The sequence below is a fragment of the Gilliamella sp. B3801 genome, from assembly GCF_026536645.1.
Taxonomy (GTDB): Bacteria; Pseudomonadota; Gammaproteobacteria; order Enterobacterales; family Orbaceae; genus Gilliamella; species Gilliamella apicola_I.
The window spans coordinates 33,760-50,288 of sequence record NZ_JAFNNR010000014.1; the positions used below are offsets into that span (position 1 = coordinate 33,760).

Consider the following 16,529-nt stretch of genomic DNA (forward strand, 5'->3'; position numbering starts at 1 on the left):
AAAAATATAGCTAAAAAGTAGATTAAAAACATTGGTAAGGTTAATCGCCAATACATTAGCGTGTGTGTAAAACAGTCTATAAATTTTTGGAAAAAATCTTTTGTTGAAGGTTCAATAATTAAACTATTGAATTGGAAATAAACTATCGATATAACAATCATAACAACAATCGTGACCGTTAAAATTAAAAGATTCATGATTTGGATGGGTAAAATCAGATTCAAAACTGAGCATATTAATAACATAAATATTAACCCAGTAACGATTAAACATGCACAAACTAAATTTAAACCGATTAAATTTAATATGTTTGGTAACAAACGGGACAATATTAAATTGAAATTAAATTTATTGCTGATTGAATAATTATATATCACAGCAAGTATAATCGCCTGTGTCATAAAATTTATCACCATATAAATCATTGCTGGTTTTAATAATTGCAATAACACGGCATAGAGAGATTGGTTAGATAATTGCTGAAAAAGTTGTTTATCAAATAAATTATTTAAAATTGGTGTGGTAGTGGCACTGATTAAAAAACAGATGATAATGATTGGCTGAAAACGATTTCTAATAAAATTAATTGTTTCATTTAACAATCGAGAAAAGGATAATTCGGTTTGCATTTTTTAGCTCTAAGTCATTAAGTGGTAACCAAAAAAGGCTACCACAAGTGTTGGTATATATTTATTATGATTGTAATAATGAGATATCTGCAACTTTTAAAAATAAACTTTGTAGTTTTTTCAATAATGATAAACGATTAAGTTTTATTTTTTCATCATTAACCATGACCATAACTGAAGCAAAAAATTCATCAACGGGTGCTTTAAGCGTAGATAACTCAACGAGGGCATCTTGATACCGTCCTTGATTAAAATATGGCGCTAATTTATCCATTAACACCGCAACATGTTTTGCTAACTCTCCTTCTGCACCGGCTTCAAGCAATGAAGCATTAACACTATCAGGAATTGATAGTTCTGCTTTAGACAATATATTCGATACTCGTTTATTTGCTTCAGCTAATGATGATGCTTCTGGCAGTGTTCTAAAATGTGTTACGGCTTTTACACGCGCATCAAAATCGGCTGGTTTGGTAGGATTAAGAGCCAATACGGCTTGAATAGTATCAATGGTGAAACCAAGTTCTTGATACCAAGCTCGAAAACGGCCTTGCATAAAACTAACAATATCGGTTACAACATTTTTATTGTTTAATTTATCACCATATAGTGAAGTGGCAAATTCAGATAATGCAATAAGATCTAACGGTAAGTTTTTTTCCACAATGATTCTTAGCACACCAATAGCCGCACGTCGCAATGCAAAGGGGTCTTTGTCGCCTTTAGGATGTTGCCCAATACCAAAAATACCCGCTAAAGTATCCATTTTTTCAGCGATTGAAACAGCGCAAGAAACAGCTGTACTTGGCAACTCATCACCGGCAAAACGAGGTTTATACTGTTCTTCTATGGCGGTGGCGACTTCAACACTTTCACCATCTTTAAGGGCTAAATAACGTCCCATAATCCCTTGCGTTTCAGGAAACTCGAAAACAGTGTTCGTGACTAAATCGCATTTAGTCAATTTGCCTGCACGTTTTGCTTGCGCTACATTTGCACCAATTTGCTCAGCAATGAAACCTGACAATGATTCAATACGTAATGCTTTATCTTTTACAGTACCCAACTGTTGTTGAAATAATACCGTTTCAAGGCGAGGTAAGCGATCTTCTAAACGCTGTTTTAAATCTGTTTTATAGAAAAACTCAGCATCGGCTAAACGTGGACGAACCACTTTTTCATTACCAGCAATGACCACTTGCGGATCTTTTGACTCAATATTAGCAACAAAAATAAAATTCGGTAGCAATTTTCCTTGTTTATCATAAACAGGGAAGTATTTTTGATCGCCTTTCATAGTATAAACAAGTGATTCGGCAGGGACGTCTAAAAAACGTTCTTCAAATTTTGCTGTTAAAACAACAGGCCACTCAACCAATGAAGAGACTTCTTCTAATAAACTGTCTGTTAAATCCGCTTTACCATTAAGTTTTGCCGCTGCGGCTTCTGCTTGTTGTTGGATAATTAATTTACGTTTATCATAATCAGCAATAACTTTACCGCGTTGTTCTAAAATTTCAGGATATTGATCGGCATTATCGATAGTAAACTCCTGTTCCCCCATAAAACGGTGTCCACGGATCACCCGTGCGGAATCAATGTCTAAAATAGTACCGGGTACCAGTTCATCACCATATAACATCGTCACAGTATGGCTTGGGCGAATAAATTCAACTTGACGGGCTGCCCAGCGCATTGGTTTTGGTATTGGTAATTTGTTTAAAGCATTTTTAACCATATCACATAACAAATTGACAACAGGCTGTCCTTTTTGATTTTGTGTATAAGAAAGCCATTCCCCTTTATCTGTTTGTATTCGTTCTGCTTGATCAACCGTAATACCACAACCACGAGCCCAACCTTCTGCGGCTTTCGTTGGATTTCCTGCTTGATCGAATGCTGCACTTACTGCGGGGCCTCGTTTAACTATTTGGCTATCAGGTTGAGTATCATTTAGATTTAATACTTTTAATGCTAAACGTCTTGGTGATGCATACCAAAGGACTTCACCATGTTCTAAATTTGCATTATCCAGTTGTTCGATAAAATTAGCCGCAAAACTTTCAGCCAAAGTGCGGAGCGATTTTGGTGGTAACTCTTCTGTACCAATTTCCACTAAAAATGTTTTTTGCATAATATATATTCCTACTTAGATGATGCACTTTCGCTTGAAGGTGAATTTTGGCACATAGGGAAACCGAGCGCTTCACGTGATGCATAATAGGCTTCAGCAACCATTTTAGTTAATGTTCGAATACGTAATATATAGCGTTGTCGCTCTGTAACCGAAATGGCTTTACGGGCATCAAGTAAATTAAAACAGTGAGCGGCCTTTAAAATACGTTCATAAGCTGGTAAAGGAAGTGGCTTTTCTAACTCAAGCAAAAATTTTGCTTCTTTTTCGTGTTGTTCAAAACAGTAAAATAAGAAGTCAGTATTCGCATATTCAAAATTATAAGTTGATTGTTCAACTTCGTTTTGATGGAAAACATCGCCATAAGTCGTTTTACCGAATGCTCCATCACTCCAAATCAAATCGTAAACACTATCAACGCCTTGAATATACATGGCTAGTCGTTCCAAACCATACGTTATTTCACCTGTTACTGGCTTACATTCAAGTCCACCGACTTGTTGAAAATAAGTAAATTGGGTTACTTCCATACCATTTAACCACACTTCCCAGCCAAGCCCCCAGGCACCTAAGGTTGGGTTTTCCCAATTGTCTTCAACAAAGCGAATATCATTGATTGTCGGATCTAGACCAAGCTCCTTTAACGAACCTAAATAAAGTTCTTGGATATTATCGGGTGAAGGTTTTAAAATAACTTGGAATTGATAATAATGTTGTAGCCTATTTGGATTTTCACCATAACGACCATCAGTAGGGCGACGAGAAGGCTGAACATAAGCAGCATTAATTGGCTCAGGTCCAAGCGCACGTAAACAGGTCATTGGATGTGATGTACCTGCACCCACTTCCATATCTAAGGGTTGAATCACTGTACAACCTTGATTAGCCCAGTAATCTTGTAACGTAAGTATTAAACCTTGAAAGGTTTTGACATTAAACTTTTGCATGATGTTGTCTTTATGGTTGAATTGATTTTTTCGATATTTAAAACAGTGCTGTATTTTATACTTTTTATGAGTGCTTGTGAAATGTCTAATCGCTTCATATCATAATATATTACTTAACTATCTTAATGTGGTTTACATTTTGCATCTTTACCTATTTGTCGGTATAGTGACATTATCATTATTGCTTGGTAATAAATCTAAAATAAAACACCATGTCTATTTATCAAAAAATTGTTGTGATTATTTTTATAACATTAATCAATGTTAGTTTTTTGCACGCTGATGATACTCAGAGGCTAGAGTCTTTGCGTCGTTCAATTGAAGAACAAGAAAATCGAATAGCAGAACAAAATAAACAACGCACTCAATTAGTCAAAGACCTTAAACAGCAAGAAACCGAAATAGCAATTTTGTTGACCTCAATTGAAAAAAATGATTTATCGTTAAAAAAACTTAATCAAGAAATTCATATAATGATTGACCAGATAGATGAGCTGGTTAATAAGCAAACACAGCAACGAGCAGTGTTAGCTAAACAATTGATAGGTGCATTTAAAATTGGGAAAAATAGCGGATTAGAACTGGTATTTTCGGGGGAAAAGGGGGAACGTAACGAACGAATTATTCAGTATTACGGATACATTAACCAAGCTCGAGAGCAATTAATTAATGAACTTAAACAGACCCAATTACAATTAAGTGAAAAAAAAGCAGCTTTGCAAAAAAAAGAGTCCTCTCATAAAGTATTACAAAATAGACAAAAGCAAGAACAATTGAGGCTTGAAAAAAATCGTCAAAATCGTAAAAAAACGATAGTATCGCTTGAATCATCTATGCAACAGAATCAACAAAAATTAGCGCAACTACGTGAAAACGAAGCGAAATTGCAAGCAAAAATCGCTCAAGCAGAAAAAGAAAGTCAACGTATTGCAGAAGAAGAAGCAAGGCAAGCTAAAAATATTGAAGAAAAACAAAAAAATAATAACTATACATTGAGCTCAGATGAACAATCACTCATGGCAAGAGTGAGTGGTATTGGCAAACCGGCTCATCAATTTAACTGGCCGGTAAGTGGGAGTGTGGCACATCGATTTGGTGAGGCATTACAGGGCGAATTATACTGGAAAGGTATGGTCATTAATGCGAAAAATGGTGTGACAGTCAAAGCAATTGCTGATGGAAGAGTGTTATTAGCCAGTTGGCTACAAGGCTATGGATTTATGGTGGTTTTGGAGCACGGAAAAGGCGACATGAGCTTATATGGATATAATCAGCGTGTTTTAGTGGGAGTTGGGGATAAAATTAAAACCGGTCAATCAATTGCAATTGTTGGCTCGAGTGGTGGTCAAAATAATCCCGGACTTTATTTTGAAATTCGGCGTGATGGTAAAGCGCTAGATCCGAGTGGATGGTTAAAATGATTGTACGCTGTGTAAGTTTAGTTTTTATGAGTCTGTTATTATTCCCTATTAATAATGGACTTGCTTCACAACTGGCTATTGTTATTGATGACTTCGGTTATCGTCAGCAAAATGAACAAAAAATTATTTCACTATCACCTAATATTACGATTGCAGTCTTGCCTTATTCACCCCATGCCAAACAGATGTCTACCTTAGCAAACAAACAAGGTAATGAGGTGATTATTCACTTACCCATGGCACCATTATCTAAACAACCATTAGAAAAAGAGACACTATTTCCTTATATGGGGGAAGAAGAAGTTAATCAAATTATTGCCAATGCTGTTGAGCGCGTACCTTATGCAATTGGCGTGAATAATCATATGGGAAGTTTAATGACATCTGACCTTAAAGGTATGGAGCATGTTATGAAAGCACTTAGCCATTATTCATTCTTCTATTTAGACAGCAAAACAATAGGTAAAACGCAGGTAATTAATGCGGCTCAAAACTATAATATACCTGTTCTTGTACGAGATGTTTTTCTTGATGATAAACAGAATGAAAATGCCATTGCTTACCAATTTGATATTGCTATTGAATTAGCCCGAAAAAAGGGGCAAGCAATTGTTATTGGTCATCCTTATCCACAAACGGTGAACGTCTTAACAAAAAAGCTGTCCGAATTACCTTCAGATATACAACTTGTTAAACTTAGTCAATTAATTCATCCAGAATCCTTACCCGAAAAACCAACATTAACCTTCAAAGATATATACAAAATATTTGAAAAAATAGGTTATGAAATCTATTATTTATCAATAATTCAGCAATAATTACTTCTTCTCTAAAGTACGGTGACGGACTTGGACTTGTTTATTTTGAGCTCGAAAAATATCAGCTAACTGGTCAGCAATGAACACGGAACGGTGTTGACCACCTGTGCAACCAATTGCAATAGTTAAATAACTTCGATTGTTTTTCTCTAACATTGGTAACCAATTTTTTAAATAATCTGCAGTTTGATAAATAAAATTGGTCACTTCATCATGTTTTAATAGATAGTTTTTGACCGGATCATCTAATCCTGTTAGTGGTCTTAACGATACATCCCAGTGTGGATTCGGTAAAAAACGAACATCAAAGACAAAATCTGCATCCACCGGTAAACCATGCTTAAAACCAAATGATTCAAAAATCATGGTGAGTTCACGCTCTTTTTTGCCTAAAATACGAGATCGTAAAATATCTGATAATTCATGCACGGAAAGATTATCAGTATTAATCATTAAACTAGCATGAGATTTTAAGGGTTCTAAATACTTTTCTTCTTGATCGATGGCTTCTTCAAGGGAAAATTGCTGATTAGCCAATGGGTGAATTCGTCTTGTTTCACTATAACGACGGATAAGCGTATTACGGCCACAATCAAAAAAAATTATCTCAGGCGAAACAGATTGAGGTAAACGTTGAAATATATCTTTATCAAAATCAAAATTGATTGGTAAATTACGGATATCAATACTCACAGCAACAGGGGTTTTATTATTTTTGAGTGAATCAGCTAATTGTGGTAATAAAGCAACAGGAATATTATCAACACAATAAAAACCCATGTCTTCTAACGCACGTAATGCAATCGATTTTCCTGAACCTGAACGGCCACTTACTATCAGTAGGATCACAATTTCAACTCCGATATAATTGATGCATGTAAGTATATAACGTTTATTCGTAAACTTGCAATTTGGAATATAAACAATATTACAACAAACTAAATATTTTTAATATTTAGTTTTTATTTCTTTAATCAATTGTTTAAGAGCTTGCCCTCTATGGGAAATTTGGCTTTTGTGTTCTTTAGTCAGCTCAGCGGCAGTACAATTTAGTTCTGGCACATAAAATAAAGGATCATAACCAAAACCGCCTTTACCTTTTAATTCATTTAAGATTAAGCCATTCCATTTGCCTAAACAGATGATGGGAGTAGGATCGTTTTCATGACGCATAAAAACTAGAGCACAATAAAAATATGCGGAACGCTTTTCTTGAGGAATAGGTTGTAATGCTTGTAATAATTTTTGATTATTACTTTCATCATTACCGTGCTCACCTGCATAACGTGCAGAATAGATACCCGGTTCACCATTAAGTACTTCCACAACTAACCCTGAATCATCGGCTATGGCGGGTAACCCAGTTAATTTTGCGGCATATCTGGCTTTTATAATGGCATTTTCGACAAATGATAAACCTGTTTCATCGGCATCAGGGAGATTAAACTGACTTTGTGCGACGATATCAAAACCCGCATCAGCCAGTAAATTTTGTAATTCATTGACTTTGCCCTGATTATTGGTTGCTAAAACAATTTTTTGCATAAAGGTTCCTTAACCTATTGGCTTAATATTTGAGCTGATTGATTAAACATAATGAGTGTTTTTTATATTTACTTATTTAAAATTCAGGATCACAAGTAAAAGTCATGTTTTCACCTGATTTAGGATGATTAATTGTTAATAATTGTGCATGCAATAGTAATCTTTTTGACATCGAGAAAGCTTCTGGATGGGCATAAAATTTATCGCCTAAAATTGGATGACCAATAGCTTGCATATGCACACGCAGTTGATGAGAGCGTCCTGTAAATGGAAATAATTTAATGCGAGTTGTATTATCGGGATTTCTTGCAATAACTTGATACTCTGTTAATGCATATTTGCCATTTTCCTTATCTACCATTTGTCTAGGACGATTTGGCCAATCACAAATCAGTGGTAATTCAACAGCTCCGGTGTCTTGCTCAACATGTCCATGCACAACCGCGATATAGGTCTTTTTAGGAATACGTTCTCGAAATTGTTTTTTAATTTCTCGATCGGCAAGTTTAGATAATGCGACAACCATAATGCCACTGGTTGCCATATCTAAACGGTGTACCGATTCCACATAACTATATTTTTGTTGCAAACGATGAATGATACTGTCAATAAATTGTGGTTTATTACCAGAAACCGATAAGATTCCCGGTTGTTTGTTAACAACAACGATATGATCGTCTTGATATAAAATTGACAGCCAAGGATCAGTAGGGGGATGATATTCCAAAAGCATTTAAATATGACAATTAATAACTAAAAATTGCCATATATTCTAGCAAAATCAACAAAAAGTGCCAGTTCTATAAATTGTTTACTTATGCCATGTTGATTCTTTCGGTGAAAAGAGCTGCATAAACAATATGATCAGACCCACAATAAAATAGCAAGCAAAAATGATGATCATCCATTGTGACATTTCAATCGTTAAAAATGACCAGATTTTTTCGGAGCAAGAACCATAAGCACTAAATACTTCAGGTAACCAAGTATCTAAAGGTAACCAGGATGGAAATTCAGTTTTAATTGAACATGTATCACCAAAGCTTGGCTCGAACTGTAGTTGTGCATGGAATTTTGCTAATCGAAAACCTTGAAATGCACTAATAAGCCAAATAAAAATACCGGCTAAACGAAAAGATGTTTTGCAAGGAGCCAGAAATCCAATAAAGCTTGCTATCATGATACCAAATATTGCACAACGTTGATAAATGCACAATGTACAGGGTGCAAGACCTAAATTGTATTGAAAATGTAGAGCAATTAATTCAAAAACAACGGTCGAAAGAAAAAGTAAAAACCAAGCAAACCTTCTACGTGAGTACTGATTAAGCAGCGATAACATACTATTTTATTCTCCCAGATTCCGTTATAATTGTTTTGCTTTTATTATACTGAAAAAAACTACCTAATTATAATTAAGATTAGTGTAGATTATTTAAGAATAATGTAAACGACTTTTACTCATTGATAGCGGACTAATCATCTCTTATGCACACAAACGCTCCACAAAAAAAATTAAATGTTACTTTTGTGACTATATCTGAAGAAAATGCGACTCAACGTATTGATAACTTTTTACTCACCTATTTGAAAGGTGTACCAAAGAGTATGATCTATCGTATATTACGCAAAGGTGAAGTGCGAGTGAATAAAAAACGTATTAAGCCAGAATACAAATTGAATATTGGCGATGAAGTTCGTATTCCTCCTATTCGAGTTGCTGAAAAAGCCACGCCCGAAATCTCAACAAAATTAAATAAAGTGGCCGAATTAGAAAAGGCAATTATTTATGAAGATGAGATGATTTTAGCTATCAACAAACCTTCGGGAATTGCTGTGCATGGTGGCAGTGGCTTAAGTTTTGGTGTGATTGAAGGATTACGAGCATTAAGACCTGAAGCAAAATTTTTAGAGTTAGTGCATCGAATCGATCGTGAAACATCAGGGGTGTTGCTAATTGCTAAAAAACGCTCTGCATTAAAAGCGTTGCATGAACAGCTTCGTCTTAAGCAGATGCAAAAAAACTATTTGGCATTAGTGAAAGGTAATTGGTCTTCTGACTGTAAAGTGATTCAAGCACCATTGCTAAAAAATGTGCTCAAAAGTGGTGAACGCGTTGTGAAAGTTGATAAAGAAGGAAAACCTTCAGAAACACGTTTTAAAGTAGAAGAACGATTTGAGTTTGCCACGTTGATAAAAGCCAGTCCTGTAACAGGCCGTACTCATCAAATTCGAATTCATACGCAATATGCTAATCATCCGATTGCTTTTGATGATCGTTATGGGGATCGCCAATTTGATGCATTATTATCACATACTACACTCAACCGTCTTTTTTTACATGCGGCGAGTGTCAAATTTATTCATCCTAAAACCCAGCAAGAAATGCTATTACAAGCCCCAATGGATGCCACATTGCAAGCTTGTTTAACTCAGCTTAGAAAAGATAAATTTAAACAAGCATAATTTAAAAAATAAATAAGGTAGTTAGCACCAATGAAAGATATCAATTTATATTTAATTAGACACGGTCAGACGGAATGGAATATTAAAGATCAAATGCAAGGCTCACAGAATTCCCCTTTGACAGAAGAAGGAATTTTAGGTGCAAAGGTGACAGGAAAGTACCTTAAAGATATTCCGTTCATACAGGCTTATTCAAGTACTCAACAGCGTGCAATGGAAACTCGAGACTATATCATCAATGAAAATGTAAATGTTATTCCAACAGCTGAACTTTCAGATTTATGCGAAATGGATTTTGGTATTTGGGAAGGTAAACATGTGCCGACATTAAAAAAAGCATTTCCGGAATTTAACACTTATCTCACTGATCCTGCTAACTTTGATGCAACAGTCAATCAAGGTGAAAATTATCAACAAGTTTTGGCACGTATGGAGCGAGCATTAAAGACCATTATCGAAAATACTAAGCAAGATACCGGTAATATTTTAGTTGTTTCTCATGGCACAGTATTACGGATACTACTTTGTGTTTTAAATGGAGGAGACTGGCGTTTACACCGTGATGAAGCGTATTTTCCACGTATGTTAAATACAAGTATCAGTGTGGTTAACTATAAACAAGATGAAAATCAGCCTAAAGGGCAATTTTCGGTTAAGTTTTATAATAACGTTGATCATTTAGCCAATAAATAAATTTGCTGAATGAATATTTTTCTGGCTAATGTGGATGCCATTAGCCAGAAAATTATAAATTTTACCTTTTGTATTTTGCAAAGCGTTTTTGCATTTGCTTTAATTGATTTATTCTGGCGTCTATTTTAGATAGTGTGATTTGATCGCCTTTAGCTCTATTTTTAGCGTTTTGCAGCAATTGAATAGATTCATCAAATCTACCTTGTAAAGCAATAAGCTCAGCTCTTGCAGTCATTTGTTGTGCTGTTGAGTGCAGCCCACCATAAGCTTTAATCAATTCATCCCAGCCATTCATATCGTCATTATGATCATGGGTATAGCGATGAAGAAGGCTAACCGCCTGTTGGTAATTTTTATTATTATTATAAGCCGCCGCTAAATTTAATTGTATCGCTGTGCTGTTAGGAAATTTTTTTAAAGCTTGCTGTAATCGTGTAATGGCAACACTATTATTATTAAGTTCTAAATCTATATCAGTCATTAAATCAATAAACCATAGATTATCAGGCTGACTATCTAATAATGGTTGAAGTTGCTGTTTGGCTTGTTGATATTTACCTGCCTGATAATCCGCCAATGCGGCACAGTATATGATGGCAATTTTGCTTGGTTGATTATTTAATTTTTTATAATCTTGAATTAATAACAAAGCGGCATTTTTATTTTTAGCCGTAATAATCGCCAATCGAGCTTTAGCTAAATAGTAATCAAGAGAAGAAGTAATATTTTTTTTACTGTATTGCAAAGTTCGGTTGCGAACGTCAGTTAAACGATTATTAGGCAATGGGTGAGTAAGTAATATTTCAGGCGGTTTACTACTAAAGCGCGTTTGATCAGCAAGTTTTTGCAAAAATTCAGATGATGCATAAGGATCAAATCCGGCTTTGACTAAAGTCCTAAGACCAACACGATCCGCTTCTTGCTCATTGCTCTGAGTAAAACTAATCATACTTTGTGCAGACCCCGCCATTGTACTTGTCATTGCAGCCATTCCAGCTTCAGGATTTGCTAATGTAAGTAATATAGAACCTAACGTAGCTCCCCAAAAATAAGGACTGTTACGATTTTGGGCTTCGATTGCACGGGCTAAATGTCTTTGGGTGACGTGACCTATTTCGTGAGCCATGACCGACGCTAGTTGACTTTCGTTATCCGTATCAAGTATTAACTTAGAATGGACAACAACATTACCACCAAAAAAAGCGAAAGCATTAAGGACATCGCTACGCATGATATAAAAGTGAAAAGGGGTTTGTACCGATTCTGATTTTGAAACTAATTTTTGACCCAAATCATTAATATATTGATTCAAAACAGGATCATTTAGAATAGGGGCTTGAGCGCGTAACATTCGCATGTAATAATCCCCCATTTCCATTTCTTGACCGATACTTAATGTTGATGCAGCCGCTGTACCAATATCGGGCAAGTTAATGTTATCTGCATATACCAATGAGGTATTTTGCAATAGCAATGAAGCCGAGATTAAAAATGCAATTGTTTTTTTTAGCATTATTTTATTCCATAGGGATAATATAATTATTAATAGTTATTTTAGCTGAAAAAAAACACAATATCACTTTGAATTTGTGATTAAACTTTACATAAAGTTAATAAGCCTAACAGATAGCATCTTTAATCAATGACGTTGTTTAGGGTTATCAAAATTTCTATCTTTTTATTGAAAAACGGCAGAGCGAATTTTTTCAATATCAACTGTTTCAAGATATTTTTTGATATTGGGATAAACATTGTAGTGATGACCAAATTCAGCTTGCATTAACTCATTAATAGCTTGAGATTTAGTCCAATTTTCAAAAACCAAACGGTACATAGCAATAGCGACGCCGGTACGATCACTACCTTGCCAACAATGGATTAATATCGGTTTAGGGGAGGTATGAATTGCTTTCATTACTTGGATCATTTTCTCATCAGTAATATCACCTGCCCGCATTCGAATCCAAACTTCTGACATCTGTGTATTTTCGACTAACTCACGATCACTGTGAAATAGCCGTAAATTTATAATGGTTTTAAAGCCAAGTTTATCAAGATATTTAAATTCAGTTATTGAAGGTTGTTCTGAGCGATAGATATCGTTAGACACTTGATGAAAATTATCCGGTAATTGATAATCAGAATTAAGCTTAGATTGACAGCCAATGAGATTTAAACTCATACAACACAGCAGTAGTAGACATATCACAATCGTTGTAATACGGTTATGACTCATTTTTAACTGTTGTGTTGTATTTTGCATAACTAATTATTCGAACATGTTTATTTAAAGAGTTTGAAGACGTTTTTTAATAAATGTCATCAATTCATCGATTTTTACTAGCGATTTTTCACCACCAGCACGGTGTTTATATTCAACTTCGCCATTTTCAAGATTGCGTTCACCGATGACAAAAGTATGTGGAATACCAATGAGTTCGGCATCAGCAAACATCACGCCCGGTCGCTCTTTACGATCATCAAAGAGTACTTCAATACCTGCTGATTGTAGATCTGCATAAAGCTTTTCAGCAGTGGCTTGTACTTTTTCTGATTTATGCATATTCATTGGTATTATGGCAACGCTAAAAGGCGCAATTGCGTCAGGCCAAATAATACCGCGGTCGTCGTGGCACTGTTCAATCGCTGCTGCGACAATACGACTTACACCAATACCATAACACCCCATAATCATGACATGATTTTGACCATCTTCCCCTTGAACAGTGGCTTTCATCGCTTGAGAATATTTGGTGCCTAATTGGAAAATATGTCCTACTTCAATACCACGTTTAATTTGTAATGTTCCTTTACCGTCAGGGCTAATATCGCCTTCAACCACATTACGAATATCTTCGATACGCGGTAAAGTGATATCTCTGTCCCAGTTGATATTGAAATAATGTTTATGATCGATATTGGCGCCTGCGCTAAAGTCGCTCATGACTGCCACATCACGGTCAATGATGATTGGCATATCAAGGTTTACCGGTCCTAATGAACCTGGTCCTGCATTCACTATCGCACGAATTTCATCTTCAGTTGCAAATTCTAAAGGCGATGCCACAATATCAATTTTTTCCGCTTTGATTTCGTTCAACGTATGATCACCACGGACTAATAAAGCCACAAGTTGGTGCCCACTCTCTTTAGTCGCCTTAACCATAAGTGTTTTAACTGTTTTTTCAATAGGTAAATTAAATTGTGCAACTAATTCATCAATCGTTTTGGCATTAGGTGTATCAACCAGTTCCATCGCCTTGGTTGGTGCAAGGCGACTTTGTGTTGGCGCTAATGCTTGTGCCATCTCAATATTCGCCGCGTAATCAGATTCGGTAGAAAAGACAATATCATCTTCACCACTGTCGGCTAATACTTGGAACTCATGCGACCAGTTGCCACCAATAGAACCCGTATCAGCTCGTACCGCTCTAAAATTTAAACCTGCACGTGTAAATATAGCACTGTAGGCTTTATACATATCATCATAGGTTTCTTGCAAGGATTCTTGTGAAGTATGAAATGAATAAGCATCTTTCATAATAAATTCACGAGAACGCATTACGCCAAATCGAGGGCGGACTTCGTCACGAAATTTGGTTTGAATTTGATAAACATTAAGTGGTAACTGTTTATATGAACTCACTTCGTTGCGTAGTAAGTCAGTGATCACTTCTTCATGGGTTGGACCTAATACAAAATCACGATCTCCCCGGTCTTTAATACGTAATAATTCCGGACCATATTGTTCCCAACGGCCGCTTTCTTGCCAAATATCAGCAGGTTGCACAACTGGCATTAACACTTCAATTGCCCCTGCTCTGTTCATCTCTTCCCGAACAATATTTTCAACTTTTTTAAGTACACGATAACCAGTGGGCAGCCAAGTATATAATCCTGCGGCAACTTTACGGATCATGCCGGCACGTAACATTAATTGATGGCTTATCACTTCAGCGTCTGCTGGAGTCTCTTTTAATGTAGAAAGAAGATATTTACTGGTTCGCATAAATTTATCCTGAAAAAAATAATGTACTAATGAATATACTAAAATGTGAGCTAGTTTAGCAGTCCGTCGCGTAACACTAAAGTAATTTTATGCGTAATTGTTGTAATCGACAAAAATTATTTATAAATTTAAGCAAATAAAGAGAGATAAAATGAAAATTAACAACATGACTAAGGCACATATCTTCGCTTGGCAAAATTTTTTACGATTTAAATTGAAAGCTTGATTCTATACTTGATTATGCCATGGTTAACGCCATAATATAGCCATCATCTTTGATCAAATAGTTATTCTTACTTTAATCGACGTTAACCGTATAAAGGAAACAAATGGCTTCAGTTTTTGAGATATTTAAAATTGGTATTGGCCCTTCAAGCTCGCATACTGTTGGTCCAATGCGAGCAGGCAAAGCATTTATCGATCAGTTAATTGATAATGGTCAAATGCCTGTTGTGACTAAGATTATTGCCGATGTCTATGGTTCATTATCTTTGACAGGTAAAGGGCATCATACTGATATCGCTATTATTTTAGGGCTAGCGGGTGAAAAACCCGATACCGTTAATATCGATGATATTCCTATTTTTATTCAAAATATGAATCAAAATAAACGGTTATCTATCTATAATGGTCGTTATGAAATAGCATTTTCAAGTGAAAATATTCTATTTCATTCTACTTTTTTGCCTAAGCATGAAAATGGTATGACTTTAACGGCTTATCAAGGTGAACAAATACTTGCTCAAACCACTTATTATTCGGTCGGTGGTGGTAAAATTGTAGAAGATACACAGTTTGGTCAACAAGATCAAAATACGGTTGACTTTCCTTATCCTTTTTCATCGGCAGCACAACTTTTGCAGCACTGTGATGAAAACTCATTATCGATATCAAGCATTCTGCTTAAAAATGAGTTACAACTCCATTCGCAACAGGAAATTATCAACTATTTTACGTTGGTTGGACAAACCATGTTAGATTGTATTAAGCGAGGTATCCACACTGAAGGTTTATTACCGGGTGCATTAAAAGTACCTCGTCGAGCGAATGCACTTTACCGACAATTATCAACCAGTAAAAATGATAATGATCCGATGATTATTATCGATTGGATAAATATGTTTGCCTTAGCGGTCAGTGAAGAAAACGCAGCAGGGGGGCGGGTGGTGACAGCGCCAACCAATGGGGCTTGCGGTATTATTCCAGCAGTGCTTGCTTATTATGATAAGTTTATTGATCCTGTAACTCCTGATACCTATGTTCGGTATTTTTTAACTTGTGGCGCCATTGGGCTTTTATACCAAAATAATGCTTCTATTTCGGGGGCTGAAGTAGGTTGTCAAGGTGAGGTGGGGGTAGCTTGTTCAATGGCTGCAGCTGGACTTGCGGAATTGCTGGGTGGCAGTCCTGAACAGGTGTGTATGGCGGCTGAAATTGGTATGGAGCATAATCTTGGTTTAACCTGTGATCCCGTAGATGGTCAAGTACAAGTCCCTTGTATTGAACGTAATGCCATTGCTGCAGTAAAAGCGATTAATGCGACACGTATGGCGCTAAGACGAACAACTGCTGCCATTGTATCTCTTGATAAAGTAATAGAAACGATGTACGAGACAGGTAAAGATATGAATGCCAAATATCGTGAAACATCACGGGGTGGATTAGCCATAACGGTGCATTGTAGTTAGTAGTGCATTTATAATTAGTAATCGATTTGAAATCTATTTCTTAAAATCAATTTTGCCAGTCAATGCTGATTGGGGCGATCCGATTTTGATTGTTGATAAACAAATTGTAATATATTGAAAAGATTGTGAAAGGTGTGCTATTTATACTTGTATGGTAGGCTAGGTAACTAGCCATACCG

At 35.8% G+C, this 16,529-nt stretch carries 14 protein-coding genes; 5 read left to right on the forward strand and 9 right to left on the reverse strand.

Annotated elements, in window-relative coordinates; all coding sequences use genetic code 11:
- Positions 1 to 693: 693 nt before the first annotated feature.
- Together glyS and glyQ are read right to left on the reverse strand one after the other, a co-directional pair.
- Complete coding sequence (glyS, locus tag J3U14_RS11035; protein ID WP_416380130.1) at positions 694 to 2,766, reverse strand: glycine--tRNA ligase subunit beta; 2,073 nt, start codon at positions 2,764 to 2,766, stop codon at positions 694 to 696.
- Positions 2,767 to 2,774: 8 nt separating this feature from the next.
- Positions 2,775 to 3,710, reverse strand: a complete 936-nt coding sequence (gene glyQ / locus J3U14_RS11040) for a glycine--tRNA ligase subunit alpha (protein ID WP_065558403.1) — start codon at positions 3,708 to 3,710, stop codon at positions 2,775 to 2,777.
- Between the two features lie 212 nt (positions 3,711 to 3,922).
- Between glyQ and envC the strand changes: the two genes are divergently transcribed.
- Positions 3,923 to 5,131, forward strand: coding sequence for a murein hydrolase activator EnvC (gene envC, locus J3U14_RS11045; protein WP_267350107.1), 1,209 nt, complete (start codon positions 3,923 to 3,925; stop codon positions 5,129 to 5,131).
- Entirely contained in the window at positions 5,128 to 5,949 is an 822-nt protein-coding gene (locus J3U14_RS11050; RefSeq protein ID WP_267350105.1) for a divergent polysaccharide deacetylase family protein, read from the forward strand. The genes envC and J3U14_RS11050 overlap by 4 nt, the downstream gene beginning before the upstream one ends.
- On the opposite strand, the gene rapZ is transcribed toward J3U14_RS11050, so the two are convergent.
- The 4 genes from rapZ to dsbB form a co-directional block, all read right to left on the reverse strand.
- A complete protein-coding gene (rapZ, locus tag J3U14_RS11055) occupies positions 5,950 to 6,798 on the reverse strand; it encodes an RNase adapter RapZ (RefSeq protein WP_267350103.1) in 849 nt (282 codons plus the stop codon).
- 99 nt (positions 6,799 to 6,897) lie between these two features.
- Entirely contained in the window at positions 6,898 to 7,494 is a 597-nt protein-coding gene (locus J3U14_RS11060) for an XTP/dITP diphosphatase (protein WP_267350101.1), read from the reverse strand.
- 76 nt (positions 7,495 to 7,570) lie between these two features.
- Positions 7,571 to 8,227 carry a bifunctional tRNA pseudouridine(32) synthase/23S rRNA pseudouridine(746) synthase RluA gene (rluA, locus tag J3U14_RS11065; RefSeq protein ID WP_267350099.1) on the reverse strand — a complete coding sequence of 219 codons (657 nt, stop codon included), beginning with the start codon at positions 8,225 to 8,227 and terminating at the stop codon, positions 7,571 to 7,573.
- A 78-nt stretch (positions 8,228 to 8,305) separates the two neighbouring features.
- Complete coding sequence (gene dsbB, locus J3U14_RS11070; protein WP_267350097.1) at positions 8,306 to 8,836, reverse strand: disulfide bond formation protein DsbB; 531 nt, start codon at positions 8,834 to 8,836, stop codon at positions 8,306 to 8,308.
- Positions 8,837 to 8,982: 146 nt separating this feature from the next.
- On the opposite strand from dsbB, the gene rluC reads away from it, so the two are divergent.
- Positions 8,983 to 9,960 carry a 23S rRNA pseudouridine(955/2504/2580) synthase RluC gene (gene rluC, locus J3U14_RS11075; RefSeq protein ID WP_267350096.1) on the forward strand — a complete coding sequence of 326 codons (978 nt, stop codon included), beginning with the start codon at positions 8,983 to 8,985 and terminating at the stop codon, positions 9,958 to 9,960.
- 30 nt (positions 9,961 to 9,990) lie between these two features.
- Entirely contained in the window at positions 9,991 to 10,653 is a 663-nt protein-coding gene (locus J3U14_RS11080; RefSeq protein WP_267350095.1) for a histidine phosphatase family protein, read from the forward strand.
- Between the two features lie 61 nt (positions 10,654 to 10,714).
- Here J3U14_RS11080 and J3U14_RS11085 read toward each other — a convergent pair whose 3' ends face one another.
- The 3 genes from J3U14_RS11085 to proS form a co-directional block, all read right to left on the reverse strand.
- Positions 10,715 to 12,166 carry a M48 family metalloprotease gene (locus J3U14_RS11085; protein ID WP_267350094.1) on the reverse strand — a complete coding sequence of 484 codons (1,452 nt, stop codon included), beginning with the start codon at positions 12,164 to 12,166 and terminating at the stop codon, positions 10,715 to 10,717.
- A gap of 165 nt (positions 12,167 to 12,331) precedes the next feature.
- Positions 12,332 to 12,916, reverse strand: a complete 585-nt coding sequence (locus J3U14_RS11090; protein WP_267350093.1) for a tyrosine-protein phosphatase — start codon at positions 12,914 to 12,916, stop codon at positions 12,332 to 12,334.
- Positions 12,917 to 12,940: 24 nt separating this feature from the next.
- Complete coding sequence (gene proS, locus J3U14_RS11095; RefSeq protein WP_267350092.1) at positions 12,941 to 14,662, reverse strand: proline--tRNA ligase; 1,722 nt, start codon at positions 14,660 to 14,662, stop codon at positions 12,941 to 12,943.
- A 329-nt stretch (positions 14,663 to 14,991) separates the two neighbouring features.
- On the opposite strand from proS, the gene J3U14_RS11100 reads away from it, so the two are divergent.
- On the forward strand, positions 14,992 to 16,350 hold the full coding sequence (locus J3U14_RS11100; protein WP_267350091.1) for an L-serine ammonia-lyase: 1,359 nt from the start codon (positions 14,992 to 14,994) through the stop codon (positions 16,348 to 16,350).
- The last annotated feature ends 179 nt before the right edge of the window (positions 16,351 to 16,529 follow it).

Excerpts from the sequence above, each read along its gene's own strand:
- glyQ (WP_065558403.1), bottom strand. The coding sequence starts at position 3,710 with ATGCAAAAGTTTAATGTCAAAACCTTTCAAGGTTTAATACTTACGTTA.
- proS (WP_267350092.1), bottom strand. The coding sequence starts at position 14,662 with ATGCGAACCAGTAAATATCTTCTTTCTACATTAAAAGAGACTCCAGCA.
- J3U14_RS11060 (WP_267350101.1), bottom strand. The coding sequence starts at position 7,494 with ATGCAAAAAATTGTTTTAGCAACCAATAATCAGGGCAAAGTCAATGAA.
- J3U14_RS11085 (WP_267350094.1), bottom strand. The coding sequence starts at position 12,166 with ATGCTAAAAAAAACAATTGCATTTTTAATCTCGGCTTCATTGCTATTG.
- envC (WP_267350107.1), top strand. The coding sequence starts at position 3,923 with ATGTCTATTTATCAAAAAATTGTTGTGATTATTTTTATAACATTAATC.
- J3U14_RS11090 (WP_267350093.1), bottom strand. The coding sequence starts at position 12,916 with ATGCAAAATACAACACAACAGTTAAAAATGAGTCATAACCGTATTACA.
- J3U14_RS11050 (WP_267350105.1), top strand. The coding sequence starts at position 5,128 with ATGATTGTACGCTGTGTAAGTTTAGTTTTTATGAGTCTGTTATTATTC.
- J3U14_RS11100 (WP_267350091.1), top strand. The coding sequence starts at position 14,992 with ATGGCTTCAGTTTTTGAGATATTTAAAATTGGTATTGGCCCTTCAAGC.
- rluC (WP_267350096.1), top strand. The coding sequence starts at position 8,983 with ATGCACACAAACGCTCCACAAAAAAAATTAAATGTTACTTTTGTGACT.
- rluA (WP_267350099.1), bottom strand. The coding sequence starts at position 8,227 with ATGCTTTTGGAATATCATCCCCCTACTGATCCTTGGCTGTCAATTTTA.
- J3U14_RS11080 (WP_267350095.1), top strand. The coding sequence starts at position 9,991 with ATGAAAGATATCAATTTATATTTAATTAGACACGGTCAGACGGAATGG.
- dsbB (WP_267350097.1), bottom strand. The coding sequence starts at position 8,836 with ATGTTATCGCTGCTTAATCAGTACTCACGTAGAAGGTTTGCTTGGTTT.